At 63.5% G+C, this 22493-nt stretch carries 24 protein-coding genes; 18 read left to right on the top strand and 6 right to left on the bottom strand.

Going from position 1 to position 22493, the window contains the following annotated elements:
* The first annotated feature begins 25 nt into the window (after positions 1 to 25).
* Both ACJH6I_RS03545 and ACJH6I_RS03540 read left to right on the top strand, forming a co-directional pair.
* Positions 26 to 1693, top strand: coding sequence for a hypothetical protein (locus tag ACJH6I_RS03545; protein ID WP_406783744.1), 1668 nt, complete (start codon positions 26 to 28; stop codon positions 1691 to 1693).
* A gap of 135 nt (positions 1694 to 1828) precedes the next feature.
* On the top strand, positions 1829 to 2689 hold the full coding sequence (locus tag ACJH6I_RS03540; RefSeq protein WP_406783743.1) for a hypothetical protein: 861 nt from the start codon (positions 1829 to 1831) through the stop codon (positions 2687 to 2689).
* A gap of 97 nt (positions 2690 to 2786) precedes the next feature.
* Here ACJH6I_RS03540 and ACJH6I_RS03535 read toward each other — a convergent pair whose 3' ends face one another.
* Complete coding sequence (locus ACJH6I_RS03535) at positions 2787 to 3893, bottom strand: RNA-guided endonuclease InsQ/TnpB family protein (protein ID WP_406783742.1); 1107 nt, start codon at positions 3891 to 3893, stop codon at positions 2787 to 2789.
* 92 nt (positions 3894 to 3985) lie between these two features.
* On the opposite strand from ACJH6I_RS03535, the gene ACJH6I_RS03530 reads away from it, so the two are divergent.
* From ACJH6I_RS03530 to ACJH6I_RS03465, 14 genes are all read left to right on the top strand, one after another.
* The gene (locus ACJH6I_RS03530; RefSeq protein WP_406783741.1) at positions 3986 to 5626 is read left to right on the top strand and encodes a hypothetical protein; all 1641 of its coding nucleotides are present in this window, start codon (positions 3986 to 3988) and stop codon (positions 5624 to 5626) included.
* Entirely contained in the window at positions 5623 to 5811 is a 189-nt protein-coding gene (locus ACJH6I_RS03525) for a hypothetical protein (RefSeq protein ID WP_406783740.1), read from the top strand. Before ACJH6I_RS03530 ends, ACJH6I_RS03525 begins: the two co-directional genes overlap by 4 nt.
* A gap of 38 nt (positions 5812 to 5849) precedes the next feature.
* Positions 5850 to 6200, top strand: coding sequence for a hypothetical protein (locus tag ACJH6I_RS03520; protein WP_406783739.1), 351 nt, complete (start codon positions 5850 to 5852; stop codon positions 6198 to 6200).
* A gap of 250 nt (positions 6201 to 6450) precedes the next feature.
* Positions 6451 to 7347 carry a hypothetical protein gene (locus ACJH6I_RS03515; protein ID WP_406783738.1) on the top strand — a complete coding sequence of 299 codons (897 nt, stop codon included), beginning with the start codon at positions 6451 to 6453 and terminating at the stop codon, positions 7345 to 7347.
* Between the two features lie 9 nt (positions 7348 to 7356).
* Positions 7357 to 8976 carry a hypothetical protein gene (locus tag ACJH6I_RS03510; RefSeq protein WP_406783737.1) on the top strand — a complete coding sequence of 540 codons (1620 nt, stop codon included), beginning with the start codon at positions 7357 to 7359 and terminating at the stop codon, positions 8974 to 8976.
* Positions 8973 to 9140, top strand: coding sequence for a hypothetical protein (locus ACJH6I_RS03505; RefSeq protein WP_406783736.1), 168 nt, complete (start codon positions 8973 to 8975; stop codon positions 9138 to 9140). The genes ACJH6I_RS03510 and ACJH6I_RS03505 overlap by 4 nt, the downstream gene beginning before the upstream one ends.
* Positions 9141 to 10541, top strand: coding sequence for an N-acetylmuramoyl-L-alanine amidase (locus ACJH6I_RS03500; RefSeq protein ID WP_406783735.1), 1401 nt, complete (start codon positions 9141 to 9143; stop codon positions 10539 to 10541). It begins immediately after the preceding gene.
* 211 nt (positions 10542 to 10752) lie between these two features.
* Complete coding sequence (locus tag ACJH6I_RS03495) at positions 10753 to 11826, top strand: hypothetical protein (RefSeq protein ID WP_406783734.1); 1074 nt, start codon at positions 10753 to 10755, stop codon at positions 11824 to 11826.
* A gap of 104 nt (positions 11827 to 11930) precedes the next feature.
* Complete coding sequence (locus ACJH6I_RS03490; protein WP_406783733.1) at positions 11931 to 12449, top strand: NUMOD4 motif-containing HNH endonuclease; 519 nt, start codon at positions 11931 to 11933, stop codon at positions 12447 to 12449.
* Complete coding sequence (locus tag ACJH6I_RS03485) at positions 12446 to 12655, top strand: hypothetical protein (protein ID WP_406783732.1); 210 nt, start codon at positions 12446 to 12448, stop codon at positions 12653 to 12655. Before ACJH6I_RS03490 ends, ACJH6I_RS03485 begins: the two co-directional genes overlap by 4 nt.
* On the top strand, positions 12652 to 13050 hold the full coding sequence (locus ACJH6I_RS03480) for a DUF2746 domain-containing protein (protein WP_406783731.1): 399 nt from the start codon (positions 12652 to 12654) through the stop codon (positions 13048 to 13050). Before ACJH6I_RS03485 ends, ACJH6I_RS03480 begins: the two co-directional genes overlap by 4 nt.
* A gap of 670 nt (positions 13051 to 13720) precedes the next feature.
* Complete coding sequence (gene cynS / locus ACJH6I_RS03475) at positions 13721 to 14176, top strand: cyanase (protein ID WP_318986051.1); 456 nt, start codon at positions 13721 to 13723, stop codon at positions 14174 to 14176.
* An 82-nt stretch (positions 14177 to 14258) separates the two neighbouring features.
* The gene (locus ACJH6I_RS03470; RefSeq protein ID WP_318986052.1) at positions 14259 to 15134 is read left to right on the top strand and encodes an alpha/beta hydrolase; all 876 of its coding nucleotides are present in this window, start codon (positions 14259 to 14261) and stop codon (positions 15132 to 15134) included.
* A gap of 70 nt (positions 15135 to 15204) precedes the next feature.
* Positions 15205 to 16890, top strand: a complete 1686-nt coding sequence (locus tag ACJH6I_RS03465; protein WP_406783730.1) for a patatin-like phospholipase family protein — start codon at positions 15205 to 15207, stop codon at positions 16888 to 16890.
* Here ACJH6I_RS03465 and ACJH6I_RS03460 read toward each other — a convergent pair.
* Both ACJH6I_RS03460 and ACJH6I_RS03455 read right to left on the bottom strand, forming a co-directional pair.
* Positions 16832 to 17563: a DUF998 domain-containing protein gene (locus ACJH6I_RS03460; protein WP_318986054.1), complete on the bottom strand. Its 732-nt coding sequence runs from the start codon at positions 17561 to 17563 to the stop codon at positions 16832 to 16834. The genes ACJH6I_RS03465 and ACJH6I_RS03460 overlap by 59 nt on opposite strands.
* A gap of 66 nt (positions 17564 to 17629) precedes the next feature.
* Positions 17630 to 18328: a lycopene cyclase domain-containing protein gene (locus tag ACJH6I_RS03455; protein WP_318986055.1), complete on the bottom strand. Its 699-nt coding sequence runs from the start codon at positions 18326 to 18328 to the stop codon at positions 17630 to 17632.
* A 131-nt stretch (positions 18329 to 18459) separates the two neighbouring features.
* Here ACJH6I_RS03455 and ACJH6I_RS03450 point away from each other — a divergent pair, with 131 nt between their 5' ends.
* Complete coding sequence (locus ACJH6I_RS03450; RefSeq protein ID WP_318986056.1) at positions 18460 to 18762, top strand: DUF4333 domain-containing protein; 303 nt, start codon at positions 18460 to 18462, stop codon at positions 18760 to 18762.
* Positions 18763 to 18820: 58 nt separating this feature from the next.
* On the opposite strand, the gene ACJH6I_RS03445 is transcribed toward ACJH6I_RS03450, so the two are convergent.
* A complete protein-coding gene (locus tag ACJH6I_RS03445) occupies positions 18821 to 19555 on the bottom strand; it encodes a TetR/AcrR family transcriptional regulator C-terminal domain-containing protein (protein ID WP_318986057.1) in 735 nt (244 codons plus the stop codon).
* A gap of 40 nt (positions 19556 to 19595) precedes the next feature.
* Positions 19596 to 20249, bottom strand: coding sequence for a TetR/AcrR family transcriptional regulator (locus ACJH6I_RS03440; protein WP_318986179.1), 654 nt, complete (start codon positions 20247 to 20249; stop codon positions 19596 to 19598).
* A 164-nt stretch (positions 20250 to 20413) separates the two neighbouring features.
* Here ACJH6I_RS03440 and ACJH6I_RS03435 point away from each other — a divergent pair, with 164 nt between their 5' ends.
* Entirely contained in the window at positions 20414 to 21004 is a 591-nt protein-coding gene (locus ACJH6I_RS03435) for a helix-turn-helix domain-containing protein (RefSeq protein WP_318986058.1), read from the top strand.
* A 13-nt stretch (positions 21005 to 21017) separates the two neighbouring features.
* Here the strand turns inward: ACJH6I_RS03435 and ACJH6I_RS03430 are convergent, their stop codons facing one another.
* A complete protein-coding gene (locus ACJH6I_RS03430; RefSeq protein ID WP_318986059.1) occupies positions 21018 to 22493 on the bottom strand; it encodes a mechanosensitive ion channel family protein in 1476 nt (491 codons plus the stop codon).

The following is a 22493-nucleotide window of genomic DNA, read 5'->3' as shown; positions in this document are numbered from 1 at the left end:
GAGCGGCGAGTTCAGGCTGCCCGCGATGAAGCTCACCGACACTGAGGTCGAGCAGTGGAAGCGCGACCTGGATTCGGGCGACAAGTGGCGTGAGGCTGAAGCGGCTGAGGTGTTGTCGCAGTCGTTCGCGTCGGACGACACCGGCATCACGCTCACGGTGTGTGACTACCTGTGGCGCGACGTCGACCGTATCGGCGACTTCATCGAGTTCACGTGGACGACGCCGAGAAACCTTGCTCCACAAGCGACGTTGACGTTGAAGGGCGATCACCATCTGGTGCCGTTGTTCCGTACGTGCACGCAGACGATGGTCGGTATCACCATCGAGACGGCGGGTATCTCGGAGGCGTTCTATGTCAAGCGGCATCGGGAGAAGCTGGGCCCGGATGGTGTGTGGACGCACGTTCTGGAGCTTGTCGGCATCTACGACATTTTGAACTACCTGGTGATCTGGCCGTCGTGGTATCTGCCGATTCAGTCACAGCCGTTTTCGCACGCGATCTACGCGGCGCCGATTTGCACGGCGATCGAGTCGATGGCGGCGGAGCAGGCGTTGCGTATCCAGTCGGGCATGTGGGAGTTCGTCAACAACTTCCTGTCGGGCAACCCGGATGTGCGTTCCTACTTCGGCACCGTCCTGCAGGGGCTGAAGCGTGACGGTAAGCCGTCGACGATCCTGAAAACGCCTCTCTACGTTGTGCGTACGGGCCTGCTGCGGGATAGCTCGCAGGTCTATGTGAAGACCGTCCGGATGCAGACGGTCGGGCAGATCATCACGGAGATCACCGCGGCCTACGGTGTGGATGTTCGGGTGCATCTGTGGCGGCCGGGTGATCCGCAGCCGGACCAGTGGGCGAACCTCGAGGTACCCACCTATGTGATGACGGTTCGGGACCGCACGCAGATCGAGGGCCCGACGAAGAGCATCCTAGATTCTGCGCTGCGCCTGGTTGTCGATGTGCAGGGTTCGCTGTTGGGCAATACCCTTTCGCCGCTACTGAATCCGGATGGCAAGTACGCGCCTGAGGGTCTGTATATCGCGCCTCGGTTGGGCATCAATTTCGTGATGCCGTACGCGATGATCGTCACGCCGGACAATGTGATCACCGAGGATGGTGATGTTGTTCGGGAGCGGTCGCCGCTGGTGTCGTGCGAGATCGCGCACAACACACCCCTTGGGTGGCAACACATTATCGGCGGAAAGAGCCCGAAATGGTTGGTCTGCGCCCCCCGGGCAACCGGGGGGCGCAGGCTAACCAGCCACCTTGAACGATCTCATCAACGCATTCTTCGCCTACGTCATCGACGTGGCGATGATCGTCATCGGATTTACCGGTGTCCCAAGCAATCTGCTCGACGGCTTCATGAACGACAGCTTCCTTGCGTTCCAGTTGATCGAGCACTACACGCGGCGCAACAGTGTCGGCCCGTACCACCCGGCGATCGAGGTTTTCACCTCCACAAACAGCGCGCCGTACAACGTCGAGGCCTTGTTCCAGTTCATCCAAGTGCTTTGGAACAGCAGGGGTTACACGACGGCGATTGCGACGTTCCGTGGTCAAAACGGACCCTACAAGTTGGGCCGGGACATCTTCCCGGGCGCGCTGTTCATCTTGGTCTACGCGTCCCGGACGAAGCTCTACACCGACTACATCGAGTTGGTCAGCGGCAAGGTCAACCGCAACACGCGTGAGTTGACGGTGCAGATGGGTGACGGGAAGCCGCTGGAGCACCCGATTGCCCAACTTCGACGAAACATCAGCGAGGCCATGGCGGCAGTGAACGTCGTCAGCCTGGCTCCGAGTTCTGGTTAATCCGAGGAGGTTTCGTGGCTGAGATTCTGTGGCGCACCGAATACCGCGATGGTGTGCGGTGGCTGTTCTGCAATCTCGCCGAGTTGGGTTTCCGGCTCGATGACGATGGCCAGGCGTCGGGCATGTTCCTGGCTATCGCGGCCCCGCTCGGTGGTGTTGCGTCGCTGGGGAACATTCTCGCGAAGGGTGATCAGGGTTTCTCGCCGACGATCGAGATGTCGAGTTTCGTCGAGTTGGATGCTGACGATCCGACACCGGGGTCGGTGTCGCTGAACTTGCTGGCTGAAGCGACGGACGTTTCAGGCCCGGTGTACGGCCTGGATGTGGTGCTGCATCGCGGCGCTACTGGCGAAACCGGAACGGTAATCATCACTCCCGGCGACTATTCCGAGGATCCGCAGCTCGGTTGGGTGCCCGCTGTCGCTGCCGGTTTGGCGACGTTCGAGCTTGTGCCTCAGCGTGTTCCGCAGATGTACTGGCCCGCCACGGTGACCGACGTACCCACCGGTACAACCTCCGGGTACACGATGACGACCATTCCTATCGCTGCCGCGCCGTTCGACCGATACGTGATCCCGACGGGTGAGGTGCAGGTAGTCGCGGCGTCCGGCACCAACCTGCGTTGCGACCTTGTTGCGCATCTGGACGACGAGACGGGCACGAAGATCGTCGGGCGCTCATACGGTGTCGCTGGAGCCAAGGACAAGCTGTCGCTGATCGGGTATCCGCCGGCGGGCACCACGTCGTCGGCGACGAAGATTCTCGCGAATAACCCTGCGAACGTGTACTTCCGGACCGAGAAGCAAGCGGGTTCGTCGGCGTACTCGTCGGTGGCTGGAACCGCGCTCTTTGGCTGCATGACGGTGCCCGCTTGACAACTCCCCACGGCCGAAGCCGGGGGATTCCTGATTCATCGCCAGCCGCCCGAAAGGAGAAACTCCTTTGAGGTCTTACGCCGACTCCACAGGCGTTTTAACTCTCTGCCAGCCCGGCAGCGAGAATATTCCTGGCCGCGTTGACATCCCGGTCGTGGACGGCGCCACACCGGCATGTCCAACTGCGGATGTTCAGCGGCAACCGCTCGTGCAGTGCACCACATTCGGAGCACAGTTTGGTCGACGGGAACCAGCGATCCACAACCAGCAGATCGCGGCCGTACCAATCGGCCTTATATTCCAGCATGGTCCGCAACTGCCGCCAGCTCGCGTCCGAGATACCTCGGGCCAGCGAGTGGTTGGCGACCATGTTGCGCACCGTCAGGTCCTCGATGGCTATCGCTTGGTTCTCGCGGACCAGCCTCGTGGACAGTTTGTGCAGGAAGTCGGTGCGCCGATCGGTGATCCGCGCATGGACGCGGGCCACCTTGCGGCGAGCTTTCTCCCGGTTCATCGAACCCTTTTCCTTGCGGGACAGGGTGCGTTGAGCTTTCGCCAGCTTGCGACGATCGCGGCGCTCGTGACGTGGGTTTGTGATCTTCTCGCCCGTGGACAGGGTGACCAGCGACGTCAAACCGACATCGATACCGACCCGCGCCCGCTCCTTGCGGGGAGTCTTGATGGTTTCCTCGACCAGCATCGACACGAACCAACGGCCCATAGCGTCGCGGGACACGGTGACCGTGGACGGTTCTGCACTCTCGGGCAGCGGCCGGGACCAGCGGATGTCGAGCGGCGCAGCCATCTTGGCGAGCGTCAGCTGGCCGTCGCGGTAGCGGAACGCCGATCGGGTGTACTCGGCCGAGGCGCGGGACTTCTTGCGCGACTTGAATCGCGGGTATCGGGCATGTTTGGCGAAGAAGTTCGAAAACGCCGCCTGCTGGTGCCGCAAGGTCTGTTGCAGCGGCACGCTCGACACCTCATTGAGAAAGTCAAGCTCCTCAGTCTTCTTCCACGCAGTCAGGGCTGCCGACGCCTGCACGTAGGTGGTCTTGCGCTGCTCGGTGGCGTACGCCCGGGTGCGCTCGTCGAGAGCCTTGTTCCAAACCAGGCGAACGCACCCGAACGTCCGGGACAGTTCCGCGGCCTGTTCCGGGGTCGGATAGAAGCGGTACTTGTACGCCCGCTGCACAACCTTCGCCATATTTCACATAATACCACTTCAATATGTAAGCAGAATTGTGGCGATCCCCTACCTCCGCCTTCGGGTAGAGGCCTCCGCGCTGCGAGCACCGCATGACCGATGGTCCTGACTGGGCTGACACTTTCGCCGCGATCAAGCGGCCACCCGGGAAATCGAATGTCGGCAACACGCGTCCTGGCATGGACCAGGTGCAGGTGTGGCAGGAGTTCCAGCAGCAGCGTACGGGCGCGGATGTCGCGGTGGCTGTCGGTGCCGTGGATACCGGCGACGACTTCGATGGCTGGGGAGCTGTCACTGAGTGGGCGCAGGATGTCGGCGACGGCATCGGTAACGCGGTCAATCAGGTCACCACACTTGCGGGCAATCTGCTGACCTCCGCGGAAACGGTCATCGGCAACATCGGCCATGTCATCGCCGACGGCCTGGGGCATGGGCTGCAGGACATCTGGGATGCGATCGGTTCCGGCCTGGGCGGCGCGATCAGTGGCAACAACGCCAGCACTCTGAACGCGTTGGCCGACAAGAATGCTCAGGATACGCAGGATGCCCTGGCGGCGTCATATGCGGCTCAGTGGGCGCTGCAGCAGCAGGCCACTGGCGGTGGCTCCAGCGGTGTCACCTTCGAAATGGACATGGCCGGTGCTGACGGCGATCCGCTACCGTCCGCCGATTGGGTGTCCGTGTCCAACATGGCTATCCGTGTCGTGGGCAGTGTCGATTCGATGGGCATGTCAGCAGGCGCATCGGTGGGAACTGTCGCGGTGGCGAACTGCGCCCACTTGTACAGCACCGACAGCCAGTCCCTCGGCGTGGTACTGGGGCCGAAAGGTGACTCGGTCGCTGAGACAATCCTGCACTTCCATAGCAACACGGGGTTCACCACGGGCCTGTACCTGTCGATCAAGACGACTGGGCTGGTACTCGGCTACTACTCGGGCGCTCTCGGGTCACGCACCTACACCCCGCTTTCGGGCGGTACGGTCAGTAAGACGCTGACGTCGGCGACCCGCATTGAGGTGCGTAACGCCGCGACGGCGAATAACTACGACGTCTTTATCAACAGCAGCACCGCCGCCATCGCCACGGTGTCTGACCCTGGGGCGCACGCCGTTTCAGGGAACCGGTCGACGCAGGTCACAATGACCTCCCGCACCGTCCCACCGTTCCTGTTCCAGGGTGCGTACACGGCGTACAGCTTCTGGTTGTCGGCGGTCCTGGTGTCGGACTACATCATCCCGACATACGTGGGTTCGACAGCGCGCCTATACCGGACGTCCACGTCGACCGTGAGCCTCGGTTCGTCGGGATCGAACACGGTAATGGGCAGCTTCTTCGGGGTTACCGACTACGCCACCGCTGACCTGACCGTCGACCTCACAACGTCGAAAGTCACTGTCTCCGTCGAAGACACGTACCTGGTCAAGATCCGAGCCAAGATCAACATGGGTACCAACAGCTCGACCGCGAATCAGCTCATCACGCCACTGCTGTACAAGAACGGTTCGATCCGGGAATACGGCCAGCCGGCACTGCGGTGGATCACCGTCGCCAACGCGGCCACCGATCAGGGCGGCATGAACGCCATGAGCAGCGTATTCATCGTCTATCTCAAGCCCGGCGACTACATCCAACCGGGCTGGAACAACCTCAATGTCTCCGGCGGCACCCTGACCGGCGAGGCGACGGGCACCCAGACCTACCTGGAAATCACGAGGATTGGAACGACGAAATGACGTATCCCGTCAATGCGGCGAAGCAGGACCCCCAGACCGGGATCGTGGCGGTGAAGACCGGCAAGACCGACCCGGATCAGTCGTGGCAGATCGTGATGACTTCTGATGGCACATGCCATTACGCGGCCGATGCGGATGTCGAGTCATGGGATGACCTGGCTTCAACCACCAATGGAGGTAACTGATCATGGCTCTTGGACCTTCAGTTTGGCTCATCAATTCGATGTGGGACGCAGCCTTGACGGGCATCCCGTTTGTGATCAGCCAGCCGTACGTGCAGTTCCACTCCGGCGATCCCGGTAGCGGTGGTACGGCGAATGTCATTGCCCTGGACCGGCAACCGGCATTGTTCGAGCGGGACACTGACGGGCATTGGCGGACCACTGGCGCGCCGATGGAAGTGCCAATCGACGTCGCCGACGTGACTGTCACGCACATCAGCCTGTGGGATGCGCCGACGTCCGGGAACTGGGCAATCAACATGATCGCGAACCAGCCGATCCCGGTCGTTGAGGGTGACCTGCTGATCCTGTCCGACAAGATTCAGTGGACCGTCACCGATTGGGTCGCCTGACATGCCGGTGACGCGGATCGCGACGGCGCAGACCTCGGCGCTGCTGGCGGGGAACCTCACCTCGCACACCATCGACCGCGCGGTGAATGTGAACCCCAGCGCGGGACCGTACGTCTACGGGATTGTGCTCTACGGCTTCACGTCCGACGTGTCACTGACGGGCGACACCGTTACATGCACCTGGACCGGCGGCACACCCGTGGACCTACTGGCGTCTCCGCTGCTGTTCGGGTCGAGCATGAACATGCTGATGGGCTGGATCGTCGAGAACCCAGTGAGTGGCACGGTTCAGGTGTCGCACACGGGGATCGGCACTAGCACGTGGGCGAAGGCTCGGTTCCTGACGGTTGGTGTGTGGTCGCAGGCTCAGCAGTTGGACCTGGTGAACATTCAGGCCGCCGTGGTGAGCGCGGTGGGTTCGACGAATGTCACGTCGCATACGGTGACTGTGCCGTCGATTCTGCCGGCATCCCGCGTGATCGCCGCGCACCTCGTTGGGCGCGGCAAGAAGATCACCGCCTACAACGGGACCAAGGTGGCTGCCGCGAACTCGGCCGGTACACCGAACTCGCCCAGCGGTAACGGGCAGATGATCCTCGGGGAGTGCCGGGGTGCTGCGTCGGTGGATTCGACTGTGACACAGTCACCGTCGACTGGGTTGTGGGCGACGTTCGGCCTGAACATTGACCCCGCGCCGGTTGTGTTCGGCGCGAAGGGAACTCACAAGGCGGGTAAGGGTTCGTTCGGTGCGTCGGTGTACCGGTTCGCTGAGCCGCACCCGGACCGCCTGTATGTGGTGCCTCCAGTTGGTGCCGCGAACGACACGGTGTTGGCGGGGAACTTCATTCGGTCACTCGATGGTGTGCCGATGCCGGTCTATGTGAAAGACCCGGATGACACAAGCGATTACACGCTGGACTGGTCGAACCATCTGGCGGACGACGACAAGATCATCCATGTCGAGTGCACGACGTCGGGTTCGTTGCGCATGATCTCGCAACCGGCTCTCGACGATGCGGGTGTTCTGACTCAGGTGTGGATCACCGGCAGCACCGTGAATGTCACTCGCTCCGTGCGCATCCGGTGCTCGACGGCGAAGGGTCGCCGGTTTGATCGCACGTTCTGGATTGCTGGGTCTCAGGGATAGGTGGATGGCGTGGCGACTGTGACTGTGTCCGGCGTGGTGAAGGACGAGACGGGCCGGAAGGATTCGCGCGACTGGAAAGCGTTCTCGCCCGTGTATCGGGAGGGGTCTGGCGGCGAAGTTGTGACGATGCGCCAGCAGCAGGTCCGCGTGGTCGCGGGCATGTTCTCGGCCAAGCTCGATCCGGGTGTGTGCGTCCTCGAGAACCCGGATGGCCAGCGGTACACCGTCACAGTCCCGGACGAAGACGCCGACCTGTGGGGCATCATCGCCACTGCCGTCGCATTTCCCCCGAACACCGAGGCGCAGGCGCTGGCATCGGCCGTCAACGCCTACCTGGACGACAACCCGCCGGCTGCGGACTGGAACGGCCTGATCAACATCCCTGCCGCTATCGGGGCGGGTGCGACGCAGGCTGCCGCTCGTGCGGCGATCGGCGCTGGGGAACAGCCGTTGGTCGATACTGCCGCGAATTTGGCTGCGTCGAATCCGATCCCGGCTGTTGCTCGTCGTGTCCGTGAGACGGATACGGGCCGGGAGAAGACCGGTGATGGCACCACCCACTACAACGACTTGCCGTATGACCCCAGTTACCGGAAGGTGATTGCGGGTATCGGGCCGGTCGGCCGAATCACGGGCTTCGGGCATTCGTATATGGCGTGGCCCAACATTGCCCTGGACGACCAGTCCGACACGTACATGGCGCGGGTAGCCAAGGAACTTGGCGTCGTGAATGACAACCGAGCAGTGCCGGGCGCTTCACTCATGTCGGCGGAAAACACCGGCGGGTGGAAACATGTCTTCACTGAGCTTCCCCGCACGTCCGGACGCGAGCAGATCGTTCTGTTCCACTACGGCCTGAATGACATTGCGGCAGCAGGTCTTCTGGGAGCCCCGTTCGAGGAGGCGTTTCAGTCTGCGTTGACGGCTGTGGTGAGCCGCGTCCGTGCAGCCCCCGGGTCCATCAAGGCCGCCAATGATGCGTCGATCGCCTGGAGCGCTGGGTGGACCTACGATTCGGGGGCGATCTTCGGCGTCCCGGTGAAGTACTCCTTCACCTCTGGGAACACGTACACGATCACGACCCCGGCGAATTTCCCGGGCGGAACCGTCTGCATTGACCTCCTTACCGCGGTGGATGACGGGGCAGTCCACACTTTCACCCTTGATGGTGTTGCCGTGGGCTCGATCGACACAAAGGGCAATTCGGGCGGCGTCCAGATCACGCCGTCTGTTTTCCGCATCCCCGGTGTCGACATGGGCAGCCACACGATTGTCGGAACCATCAGCGGGCTGACGGCAAGCGTCACACGAACAGAGGTCCTCGGCTGGCATTACGAGGATGCTCCGAGCCCATTGGTCGTTTTGATCAAGCAACCGAAAGCGATCAAATACACCGCGTATTCCAACCCAGGCCGCCCCACCGACGCTGCTGTGGATTCGATCAATTCGATCATCGACACCGTCGCCGCGTCTTTCGGCGCGAACGTGGTCACCGTCGACCTAGACGGCGCGTTCACCAAGCAGCAGGCGCTGTTCATGTACTACGACGGATTGACGTCGGATTGGATTCACCCCGGACCATTGGGACATGAGGTGATCGCGGAGTCGATTCTTGCAAAACTGCGGTGAGTGATTGCCTGATGCACGTCCTCACCCATCGCGGCGTCCAGATCGCAGCCGCCGTGAGATTCCAACGGTTGTGCATGGAACTCGCCGGAAAACCAGCCGACGAGCAAGACGACATGCACATCGAAGCCGGGACACCACACAAGAACGTGAAGGTGCTCAAGTAGATGGACGCCGCAACACTCCGGGCCGCGATGCAGGAAACCTACGTCGCCGACAACGTTCTCGCGGGCTACCTGCCGTACTTCATCGACGCGATGAAAGCCGCGCAGATCAACACCATTCGCCGCGCAGCCGCATGGTGCAGCCAGATCGGACACGAATCAGCCGGCCTCAAGTACATGGCTGAGATTCAAACCTCAGACCCGTCATGGTCGGCAGACCGGACGCGGTATCGCGGACGCGGACCAATCCAACTCACCTGGTCCTCGAACTACCGGAAGTTCGGCCAGTGGTGCAAAGCCAATGGCTACGTGGACGATTCAGAACTGTTCGTCAACCAACCCGAACTCGTCGAGCAACCAAAGTGGGGCTTCCTCGCCGCGTCCTGGTACTGGCTCAATGGCGGTCCGCGCCCTGGCCAGATCAACGGGTTCGCCGACGCTGGCGACATCCTCGCCGTCTCCCGGTGCGTCAACGGGTGGGTTGAAGGCCAGATGCCCAATGGGTGGGCCGATCGGCAAGCCAGATGGAACCGATGCCTCGAGCTCGGTGACGCACTTCTCGATGAAACCCCAACTGACACTGGAGGAACCGTGGGCGTATCAGGCGACCCTGCTTGGCTCGAAGACGTACTTCGGCCCGCACTCGGTGACCGGCTCAAGACACTCGACGGTTGGAAGACCGATGGCGTCGGCGGCACCATGGGCAACATCTGGGGTGTCATCTGGCACCACACCGGTAACGCCGCAGAGACTCCACAGTCGATCAGCCAGGGCCGCCCGGACCTCGCGGGACCGTTGGCTCAGATTCACATCGCGCCCGACGGCATCGTGACAATCGTCGCGGTCGGCCCCTGCAACCACGCTGGAGCCGGTTCATGGCCGGGACTGCCGACCGACGGCGCCAACGCCTACACCATCGGCATCGAATGCGCATGGCCCCGCAACACCGCACTCACCGAGGACACCGCCAACCAGGAACGTTGGCCCGACGCGCAGATCATCTCCATGCGCGACGTCGGCGCCGCACTCACCAAACACCTCGGCGTCCCGGTGTCGCACAACATCTCCCACCGTGAATGGGCGCGCTTCGGACCCGCCGGTCAGCGCCAGTACAAGTGGGACCCCGGCAATCTCGACATGGACTGGTTCCGTGGCGAGATTCAGAAGGACATCGACGGCGCGTTCGACGGACCTGGCACGCCGCCCGTTGTCACACCGCCGGCGGCCAAGCGCTTCCCTGACGACTGGACGGACCGCGAACTGATGGTCGAGGTTCTGCGGCAGTTGCGTGGGCCGACTCTCGAGGGCTGGAACCAGCTCGGTGGCCGATCTTTGGTTGACGCGTTAGGTGCGGTTGGGGAGAAGTTTGGGATTGAAGGCTGCGACGACCGAGGCGTGAAGTGAACGGCCGGCGCTTCGTACTGGAGCGCGCCGAGGACATCAGCGGTGTATCTGGCGTAGGCACGGTGGCCGAAGGAATCGTGTTCTCGGATGGTCGCGTAGCGCTGCGGTGGGTCGTCGGCGAGCATCGCTCGACTGTCACATGGGATTCGATTGAGTCCGTCGAGAAAGTCCACGGCCACAACGGCGCAACGGCGGTCAGGTGGGTTGACCAGTGAGGATCGGCGGTCAGTACGTCGGCCTCGGCGAAGGTGATCGCAGCCCCGAAGTGGTGAAGCTGAAGGCGCTGCTTAAGCGCAAGTTCACCCCGGCGCGCAACACGCTCGATGACAGTGACCTGTTCACCCCAGCGCTGACCGCTGAAGTCCGTCGCGTCCAAGGCATCTACATCAGCGAGGGCAGGCAGGGCGCGCCCCGGTACATCCTCGGCGTGGTCAACGTCGAATTCAAGTACGACGTCGGACTGATCCAACGACCCACCCCGACCCGGCCCATCATCTTCACGGTCGAGGGTCACATGAGCAACATGTTCTTCGGCCCGTGTGCGCAGACCGCCAGCACCCTTGAACAACAGGGTGTATGCCACTGGAAGCCGGTGGGCGACTGGGACACCACCTCACTCCCGTTCAACAACAAGAGTGGGGTGGAAGCGCTCTACCGGCAGCTCAGTTCCAATGTGATTGAAGGCCCACCGGTAGACCCGAACAACCCGGACGGCCCGAAGATCATGTGGCCGTTCCCCGCTGGAACCCCATGGGGTGGCGTCGCTTTCAGCCAAGGCGCGATGATCTTCTGCGAGTTCATGTGGAAGTACGTCCTGCCGCCGTCGGCACCACTGCACTACCGGCTGAAGGACTTCCGCCGCGGTCTGATGTTCGGAAACCCGCGCAGGGCCACGGATGCCATCTGCTCGTGGGCTCAGTCGCCGCCGGATGCTGGCACGCACGGGATCATGGACAAGCGGTTCGATGCCGTCGCCGAGGGGATTGGCGACAGGTGGGCTGAGAACGCCAACAACGAGGACATGTTCGCCGAGGTGGGCGATGATTCCGCCGGCAAGGATCAGACCGCGATAGCCAAGATCGTCACCGAAAACTCTTGGGCCGGTGGACCTCTGTCGCTGTTCTCCCGTGTGCTGGCGATCTTCCAGAACCCGGTCGGTGAGGTGTTCGCAGCGATCAAAGCGACGTTCTACGCGGTGATGTTCCTAGCTTCAAATCCGAACCCGCACTACTCGACATTCGCTACACCGGGTGACGTGGAGTGGATGCGCGCCGTGGCTGCATGAAGTCGCAACCGGTCGCTAGAATGTTCGAGACGGGACCGGCGGTGCTACCAACACCAACCGGCCCCTAACCCGCCCATCTGGTATCAGCAGAAAGGGGGCTAGCAGTGAATGCTACCCATGAAGAATGGCGCCCAGTAGTCGGCTATGAGGGACGCTATGAGGTGTCCGATCAAGGGCGCGTCCGATCTCTTGATCGCGTAACCGTTCGCAGCGATGGCCGCGCAACGCGATACAAGGGCACGATGCTTAAGCCAAGCACGGCCCGGACGCCGGACTATCCCGTCGTCGCGCTCGGCGGTGGCGCATCAGCTCGCGTGCACAACCTGGTCCTGGAGGCCTTTGTCGGCCCGCGGCCGCCTGGAATGGCGGCCTGCCACGGCGACGGAAATCACCACAACAACACCCTGGGCAACCTTCGGTGGGATACCTACTCGTCCAACAATCGTGACTTGGTTCGGCATAACACCCACTGGCAGTCGCGGAAGACGCATTGCAAGCACGGGCACGAGTTCACGCCCGAGAACACCATCAGCCGACCTGAGGGCGGCAGGAAGTGCCATGCGTGCTCGCTCATTAATGCCGAGCGGCAACGCGAACGAATGAAGACGAAAGGTGCCCAATGAAGCTACCCACCATCACCGCCAAGCAACGCATGTACGCCTACGGTGTCATCGCCGCAGGGCTCGGCGTGCTCACGTTCTACAAGCTCATCGACCCGGCCGCCGTGCCCGTGTGGCTCGGGTTCGCGGGCATCGTGCTCGGGATCGCCAGTAACGCAACTGCTGCCGTCAAGCTCAACGGGCAGATCAAGACCGGCACAGTCGAGTGACCGTCACCCCGTTCAACCCCGACTCATGGATGGATGTCGTGGCGCTACTCGGTCTCGGCCTGATAGGTCTCGTCACCGCTGGTCTGCCGCTGTGGCATAAGGCCAAGGAAGCCGCCGACACTGCGAAGACGACCGAGCACAAGGTCACCGAGATTCATGAGCAGACGGTCAACGATCACGGGCAGGAAGCGAACATGCGCGACCAGCTCGACCGGATCGAGCAGAACCAGGCACGCATGGAGCGGCGGCAGGACGAGTTGGCCGACGACATGAAGGGCGTCAAGAAAGACGTCGGCCGTCTGGCTGATTCGGTGATCGATGACCGGGCGATGCACCACAAGGATGTCGAGCGCCTAGACGACGACATCGACGAACTGCGCCGCAAGATGGCCTGACTTGTCGCCCGTCGGCGCTAAGCTGACACCTGCTGACTGACCCGGTCTCGTGACCGGTGTTCTGCCAGCCGTCAAGCCGCCCCTGACCTCGCGTAACGAGGTCAGGGGCGGCCTTTTTGTCGTTTTAGGACGGTTTAGGCAGATTCCCAAAACTTTCAGAGGGCACAGGGCGCGGAACCATAAGTTTTAAAACGTATGGAACCGTTCGCCCGTCGTGAACGTCTGAATAGGTAGATCGACCGCATGACCGTCCGCAAGTGGCTCGGCAAGCGATAACTCAGCCGATCTCCCGGTACACGTCCTCCACCCGCAACCCCGCCGCCAGATTCCCCAGCAGGTTCGCCACCAAGTGTCACCTTGGTTGTGAAGCGGGTGATACCCATGGCGCGGACAGTACAGGCGGGGGACGACACGCGATGACGACGTCATCCTCGCCACACTTTTTGGCCGGTTTTGGCACCCCGAGAGAGGTCGTCAGAAGTCGCGAATCCGCAGGATACGAGCCAAACGGCCAGCACTTTCAGGGGTTCGAGTCCCCTTAGCTCCACAAGTAAAACCCGTTCTGACTTCGGTCAGGGCGGGTTTTCTCGTTTCCGGAGGCGGGCATTGCTGGTGCGGCAGCGCCGAACTCGTAATTCCTCAGTAACACCGGTCCACGAAGCTGTACCGCATGACACGAGATCAAGTAACCGAAGCGATCGTCGCCGCGCGCCTGGCGAAAGGCCTGACGTGGCAACAGTTGGCGGATGCGGTCGAGCGTCCGCTGGTGTGGACGATCGCGGCACTGCTCGGCCAGCACCCGGTGCCGGCCGAACTGGGCGCCAAGGTCGTGGCACTGCTCGGTCTCGACGAGTCCGTCGTTCCCGTGCTGGCCGCCGTTCCGATGCGCGGCGGGTTGCCGACCGCGGTGCCCACCGACCCGACCATCTACCGGCTCTACGAAGCGCTCTCGGTGTACGGTCCAGCGCTCAAGGAGGTCATCCACGAGCAGTTCGGTGACGGCATCATGAGCGCCATCAACTTCAGCCTCGACCTGCAACGCAAGCCCCACCCGGGCGGTGACCGCGTGGTGATCACGTTCGACGGGAAGTTCCTGCCCTATGAGTGGAACGCGGCGACGAACTGATCGCTGCGGACCGCGTCAGCGTCCCGATCGAAGAATCCGCCACCTCTCGATCATCGAACTTACCGCGCGGTAAGATGCGCGCATGACTCAGCGCAGCATGCCGACCGTCGATGGCGTGACCCATGAATACGTGCAGGCCGGCGACGTGAAGATTCACGTCGCCGTGGCCGGGCCGGAGGCGGGGCGCCCGGTCGTCCTGCTGCACGGTTGGCCGGAGAACTGGTTCATGTGGCACAAGGTCATCCCGGCGCTGGCCGATGCCGGCTACCGGGTGCACGCCATGGACCTGCGCGGCGCCGGCTGGAGCGAGGTCACGCCGAAGGGCTACGAGAAGGAGCAGTTCGCCTCCGACGTGCTCGCCGCGGCGACGGCGCTGGGGCTGGACACCTTCGACCTGGTGGGTCATGACTGGGGCGGCTGGACCGCGCAGCTGGTGGCGTTGAAGGCGCCGACGCGCGTCACGCGGCTGGCGATCCTGAACATCCCGCCGGTGTGGCAGGAGCCGGGCCGGGTCGCACGGCATGCCCACAAACTCGCGTACCAACTTGTCGTGGGCGCTCCGGTGGTCGGGCCGCTGTCGCACCTGTCGCCGACGCTGTGGTGGTTCATCCGCCGCAGTGGCATGCCCCAGGAGTCGGTGGACTTCTTCCGCAGCTGCTTCCGTGATCGGGACCGTCGTGTCGCGGGCTCCAAGATCTACCGCGCCATGGTCGGCAAGGAGTTCGCGAAACTGGCGCGTGGTCCCTACGACGATCAGAAGCTCGCGATGCCGGTGCGGGTGCTGTTCGGTCTCGACGATGTGGCGGTGCATCCGTCGCTGCTGGAGGGCTTCAAGGACCACGCCGACGATCTGAACATCACCGAGGTGCCCAACTGCGGTCACTTCATCATCGACGAGCAGCCCGATCTGGTGATCAAGTGGCTCTCGGACGTGCTGGCCGAGTCGCGGCAGAGTTGACGTTGTCGGGCAGTTCTGGCAATCCGACCCAACCGCCGCGGCCGGATGCCCGGTGGCGAACAATGATCTGATGGTGAATCCCGAGCTCGTACCGTTCGGCGACGTGTCCACCGAGCTGGCGGTGATAGAAGCCGCGGAACCCCCTGGCCTTCCGGGCAGCAATCCGACTCTCGCACTGCAGCACATGGAAGCCGCGCTGGTTCGGGCCGACCTCGAATGCCCCGACGTGCTCAGCCCCGAGCAGTTCCGGCGCCTGCGCTACCTCTTGAGCTTCGCGCGGTTGACGGTGTTCGAACCGGGTGCCGCCGGGCCGGGCGGCACCCGCGGCCGTGGCGATGTGACGGTCGGTGACGAGATCGCCGGCTTCCGTGCCCGGGTGATTGACGCGCTCTACCACGCACTGCGCGGGCGAACCACCGCACAGGAACGGCTGGATGCCGCGAAGGCGATCCTCGAGACTTTCGCCGAAGACGTCGACTACGAGCGGTCGGTGCTGCTGGAGCGTCACGGCAATGACTTCTCCGCGGCCGAACTCGACGCCGAACTCGGTTACAAGACCTACGTCGCGGTGCTGGGCGGCGGGGGCGGCGCCGGCTACGTCTACCTCGGCGGCATGCAGCGCATGCTCGCGGCGGGGCTGCCGCCCGCGTACATGTTGACCAACTCGTTCGGCGCCATCGTCGGCAGCGTCATGGCGCGCGTGCTGCCGGTGCCCATCGAGGACTACGTCGCCTGGGCGAAGACCGTCACCTACCGCGGCGTCCTGGCCCCGGCCCGGACCCGTCGTCGCCACGGACTCAACGGACTGTTCTCGTTGCAGTTCAACGAGTTCGCCAAGGAGATGTTCACGCGCGAGGACGGTGAACCGATGCGGATGACCGATCTCTCGATCCCGTACGAGACCGTCGTCGCCGGGGTCCGGAAGCAGTCTTTCGACCGGCTGCCCGGCCAGTTCCATCCGTCGCATTTCACGATGATGGGGGTGCGCGCGCTCGAGCACCTCAAGCTTGGCTACGCGCCCGGCGTCGTCAACCGGCTGTGGCAGGTCGCTGCGTTCATCGATTCGCGCGTCGTCAAGCCGATCGTGCTCGGCGGCGACGATCTGACGGCCGACTTCAATGTCGTTGACGCCGCGAGCTTTTCGTCGGCGATCCCGGGGATTCTGCATCATGAGTCGAGTGATCCGCGGATGTGGGGCCTGCTCGATCAGCTGCTCGTGGAGAAGGATGTCGCCGCATTGGTCGACGGGGGAGCGGCGAGTAACGTCCCGATCGAGCTGGCGTGGAAGCGAATTCAGGACGGTCGGCTCGGCACCCGCAACGCGTGCTACATCGGCTGGGACTGCTTCCACCCGCAATGGAACCCGAGACACCTTTGGCTGCAACCGATCACCCAGGCGCTGCAGTTGCAGATGGTCCGCAACGCGCCGTTCGCCGACCGCGTCATCCGGTTCAGTCCCACGCTGTCTCCCGTCACGTTGGCCGCCGCGCCGGAAGCCATCGATCGCGCGATCGAGTGGGGCAACGCCTCGGTGGAGAGTTCGGTGCCGTTCGTGCAGCGGCTCACCGAACCGGTGTGGTGGCAGGGAAATCAGCGGCCGCAGGTCGATCGGACGCCGATTCGCGTCTCCGCACCGCTGCAGCCGATGACCACGATTCTGGACGGTGCCCGGCGCGCGGCCGAGTACGTACCACGGGTCACTCGGGTACGGCGCCGGGTTGCGGCAGTGGGGGACCGCATCCGTCGATCGCAGTGACGCCGTCACGTGCCGCGCGGATTACCAGAGCAGCCAGCCACACAGATATGACGCAGATCTGTAGCCGCTCCACCAGCCCGGCCCAGGTTGTCGAGGACGTCAGGCACATGGCGACGTCGACACCGCCGAGGAGGGCAGCCGCGGCTGCGGCAGCGAGTCCGGCGGCGCCGAGCCTGCCGTAGCCCGGGTGACGTGTCAGCACTGCCCCGTAGAGGCCGATGGCACAGACGAGTGCGGTGAACCCGATGAGGCTGGAAGCGGTATGGGGTTGGACGACCTGCGTGGTGTGAATCGCCTCTTCCTTTGCGCGGCAGCTCATGTCGATCGATGGCGCGCACGGCATGGGCCACAGGCCATCGGCCATCGACGAGATTCCGGCGACCATCGCGCACAGATGCGCGACCGACGCCTGCGTTGTCGGCGGCCAACGCATCAGCAGATTGGCAACGGCGATCAAGCCGACTCCGGCCACGATGTCGCTCACCCGGAAGAACGAACGCGCCGGTTGGCCTGCGACGGCCAGCTCGCTGATGTACGAGCGCAGGGGGCTGAGCTGGGAGTTGACCAGCCACTCCACCGGGAAGTCGCAGTAAGCCAAGACGCCCACGAGCGCGGTGAGCGCGACGACGAACGACAGCGACGCGCGGCGACCTTGGATCATCTCGGCATTCATGTCTTGGCTGATACCCACTTCTGCCGGTGCCCACCGCAAACGCGAGTCCGCGCCGCCGTCGTGCCGTCACGTCGATGGGTCGACCGTCGCCCAGACGACGTACTCGGCGACGCTGGACCACATCAGGCCGAAGGCGAAGCCGAACGACAACTCCTCGACAGGTACGCCCGCGATGACGGCCCCGGACAGTGCCGGCAGATTCCAGACGCTGTCGATGTAGCCGGGAAATGCGATGTTGAACAGCGCGAAGAAGACGAAGTAGAGGCCGAAGAACAGCAAACCGCACGTCAACATCCGCGCGATCAGATCCGGCCGGCAGGCCGCGCTGACTGCCACGCCCGCGCTCAGCGCCGCGATGGTCGTGATGATCGGGTTGAGGCTCGTCAGGAGGGTGAGCAGGACGAGCACCGGTATCGGGACCGCGATGGCGACGGCGTGGAGGATCTGCCGAGGCCCACGCGGTGCGGCTGCGCTGCGGCGCAGCTGTCGGTTCGTACGCAAGGCGCCGTACACCGCGGTGGCGATTCCCCCGATGGCGAACGAGAACAACACGCTCTCGATATCGAAACCCGTCTTGAGATTCAGGTCGAAAAGCGTTGGTGGGTGCCAGTATTCGGGAACGTAGAGCGGTTCGGTGAGTCCCAGCAGCGCGGTTGCCGCGCTGACCCGCAGCATCAGCATGCGTCGCAGCCGGCTCGAACGCCACCACAGCGCCAGCCAGATGAGGAGGAACGCCAAGCTTCCGGCCAGATATGCAAACCTCATCGTCGCGATTACCTCGGCAGGTGAAAGGGCAACTGTCGTGATACCCGCTGACCGCGCGGCTAATCGCCCGCGGCCGGACGCTGCGGCCGTTTTCCAACGCGTTTCCAACTGGCTGCCACTACGTTCCCGTCATGACCCGATCCACCGGCTTCATCGGCACGACCGTCATCGTCGGGGTGCTCACGCTGCAGTTGGGCGCGTGTACCTCGACCATCAAACCGGAAGGCGCCGCGCAGTCGGTGACCGATATGGTGACCAGCAAGACCGGATTCCACCCGACCGATGTCAAGTGCCCGTCGGGCATCGACGCCAAGGTCGGCGGCGAATTCGACTGCACCTTCACGGGACCGGAAGGGCCATATAAGGCGCACCTGAAGATCACCAGCGTCGATGGCGAGAAGGTCGGCTTCGACATCAGGACGAACCGGAGCTAGATCCCACGCGAGCGGTGTTCTCCGTGCGGCAGCATCGGCCGGCGTGGTGTCCGCTGGCTCACGGGCGCACCGGTCTGCGCACTCGTGCCGGCTTCGTGTTGACCGTGATCAGGCGCTCAGCATGGTCGAGAATGCACTCGAGACCGAAGTCGAAATTCGCCTCGTCCAGAGTGTGGAGTTGCTGACCGTCCTGAAGCGCCTGCGCGAGCAGTGGTGTGGTAGCGGGATCGGCATGGAGAGTGTCGCGGCGCCCACCTCGCCCCTCGTTGAGCGCCGCCTTGTCCCGAAGTCGTTGCAGCACAACCGATCCGCGCACGTGGACTGATACCGCCGCATAGACATCCAACGCGGCCTCCGGCGTCAGCCCGGCTTCGACCAAGCTGGAGATGGCTTGCTCGACGGCTTGTAGGCCCAAGCGATCGGCGTGTTGGGCATGTGGGGAGCGAATGAGGATCAGGTCGCACATGACTGTGTTGTCCAGGAACAGTTGTCGCATCGTGCGGGCGTGGCTGCGTAGTGCAGACCGCCAGTTTTCGCCAACGGCATAGGGCGTGGAAAGCGCATACCGCTGTACGGCGAGGTTGGTCATGGCGTCCAGCAGGTCGTCTTTCTTGCGGAAGTACCAGTAGATGCTCGTGACACCGACGTCGAGATGCTTTCCCAGCATCGGCATGCTGAGATGGTCGATCGAAACCCGTTCGGCGAGTTCGAATGCACCGCTGACGATGTCGTCGGGATTGATGGAACCGCGTTCGCGCCGCCGGCGCTTATCTGCTGCCGCCACTTTTGTCACTGCGGGCAACCTCCTCTCGGAAATCGGTATCCAATTCTCATTACGGCGCGACGAAGCCGTTGGCCAAGAAATCCCAGAGTTCCTCGGTGGTGATGGGATCCGTGTCTGAGTCGCCGGTGATTCCGGTGGGTTCGGCGACGGACATCACCGTCTGCATGGTTATGACTGCCATCCGTGCCGGGTTGACGTTTGAGCGCAATTCCCCAGCCGCACTGGCATTTTCCATCAATTCGGTAAGCAATGACAGTAGCGGCGCATGGGCAATTTTCACCTCAGCTGGGTGAGTGGCCATGAGAAGTGGAGCGAAGTCGGTGAACAGCGGTCGCCCGGGTGCCGGGCCGGGACGACACAATTCGAGCAGTAGCGCGATGGCGTTCTTGAGCTGCTTCAGTGGGTCGATCTCGGCGTCGATCGCGGACCGGATCTGGTCGGCCAGGCGGGCCAGCGCATCTTCGAACAGCGCCAGCAGTAGTTCATGCTTGCCATCGAACTGCAGGTAGAAGCTGCGCAGCGACTGGCCGGAGCGGTCGACGACCTCCTGGACCGTGAAATCCGTGCTGCCCTTCTCGGCGATGATCGACTGAGCGGCGTCCATGAATCGTTGTACTCGTTGGGCTGCCCGTAGTTTCGCCGTCTTGAGGGAGCGCTCGACCGCGCGTTGTTTCCAGATCGGATCGTCTGTCGGGCCGGTCACCACACGCCCATGTCATCGGCGGAAAACACTCATGAACTGTACCCGAGGGCAGGCTGGTGGCCGCTTGTGCCGAGCACATGCTTAGCATCGTGGCGTCGCCACGCTTCCGTGGTGTGCATCGAGATCGACGCGGCGCGCCGCGACCGAGATTGGACGGTGACGCTATGGCATCGGAACGCAGGATCGCTGGTCCCGAGTCCAAGAACCGCGGCGCCCTGCTCGATGCTGCTGAGGCGCTGATGCTCGAGGAGGGTTACGCCGCGGTGACCTCGCGGCGGCTGGCTGAAAGAGCTGGACTGAAGCCGCAGCTGGTCCACTACTACTTCCGCACCATGGACGATCTGTTCTTGGCTGCTATCCGGCGCAAGACCGAGCTCGGATTGGCCGCGCAGGCGCATATCCTGCTGGCGCCGAACCCGTTGCGGGCGTTGTGGAATTACCTCATCGACAACCGTGAGTCTCGACTGCTCACAGAGTACGTCGCACTCGCCAATCATCGTAAAGCGCTGCAATCTGAGGTCGCGGGCGCGGCGCAGCAGATTCTGGACGCGCAGGTCGAGACCATCAGGTCCGTCCTCGTGCGGCATGGCATCGCCGCCGAGGACCTATCGCCGGCGGTAGCGACGTTCTTGATCGTCGGGACGTCGCAACTGCTGTCCATGCATGCGTCGCTTGGGGTGTCAGGCGGTCGTGACGACATCATCGAGTTCTTCGAGCGACACATCAGCAAGCTCGACGGGATGGCTGAAACGTGATGCCTGTGATGAGCTAAGGGGTATCCAACGCCTTGGCTCCACCGGCAGTGCCGAGCTGTGCTGCCGCATCTCGAATCACCTTGGCACGGTCCGCTTTCCCCGCGGATCGGATGGTGGCCCTGGCCTCGCTGCGTCGTTCGTCGATGACGCGACCGAACTCCCGGGACAGCTGCGGGCGGTCGGCCAGCAGGCGCTGGATTTCGTCGTGTTCGATCTGCAGCAGGGTGACCTCGTCGATGGCGTGGACGTAAGCGAGGTTCGCCTGGTGGGTGAAGGCCGCAACGCCGAGGAGAGCCCCCTTGTCGAGGCTGCGCACGCCGGCGACCGAACCGTCGGCCGTCGGCACGGTCAATCGGACCCGCCCGGACACCACCACCGTGATCGTTTTCGGGACCTCGCCGGGTGCCTGGATGAGCTCGCCGGTGCCGTACCGGATCAGGCGTGCGTACGGCGCGAGAGCCTGCTGGTCGGCTTTGTTCAGCCGGAGTGCGGGTGCCGCCGCCTCCTCGAGCGCCTCGTCGACACGTTTGGGGGTGGAGTAGTCGTCGGCCACACCGTCGAGATGCAGCTTGTCGCGCCGGGCCGCATACCAGGCCCAGCGTAGGAAGGTGGCCTGCACGGCGTCGTCGTCCCCGGGCGATTTCAGCCCGATGGTGGTGCGGTACTTGTGATCGCCGATCGGCACGGCGGTGGGCTCGACGTCGTCGCCGCGGTTCGGCAGGGCGGCCGCGATCCGGGTGAGCATCGCGCACACCTGGTCGGGTGGGTCGGTGGCGGCGAACGTCGTGGTGATGGTGGTGTGCGAGGTGGCCAGCCGGCTCAGGTTGGTGAAGGACGTGCCGGCCAGCACCGAGTTGGGCGTGATCTGTACGCCGGTGCTGGACTCGATGTGGACGGCGCGCCAGTTGACTTCGACGACGCGGCCACGCGCGGCGGCGGTGTCCAGCCAGTCGCCCATCCGGAACGGCTGCTCGAACAGCATGAACAACCCGGACACGATCTGCCCGACGGAGTGCTGCAGCATGAGGCCGAGGACCACGGAGCTGACACCGACCGCGGTGAAGACGCCCTTGACGTTGCTGCCCCAGATGTACCGGGAGATCACCGCCAAGCCCAGGATGATGAGCACCATCCGGGCGACGTCGAGGAAGATGCGGGGGATGCGGCTGCGCCACGAGGTCTCCGGGGCGTTCGCGAACATCGTGTTGCTCAAACCAGACAGCACCAGCAGCAGCACCAGGAACACCAGGACGGTCGCCACGATGCGGATGGGAACGTCGCGGGCGGGGACGACCGCCACCTTGAGCATCAGCAGCAGGACGGCGATCACGGGGAGCACATACGTGCGCAGGAGCCCGACGGGCGCGGCGAGCGGGCTGCGCCGGCGGATCAGGGCGCGCCGCCACTCGGTCAGGACGATCAGGCCGACAGGTAGCCCGATGGCGATCGCTGCGACCCACAGGAACCATGACGAACCGGAGGAGTACAC

Origin of the sequence: Mycobacterium sp. SMC-13 (assembly GCF_045311035.1) — a bacterium.
GTDB lineage: Bacteria > Actinomycetota > Actinomycetes > Mycobacteriales > Mycobacteriaceae > Mycobacterium.
Note: the sequence above shows the minus strand (reverse complement) of the source record. Positions and strands in the feature narration are given on the sequence as shown.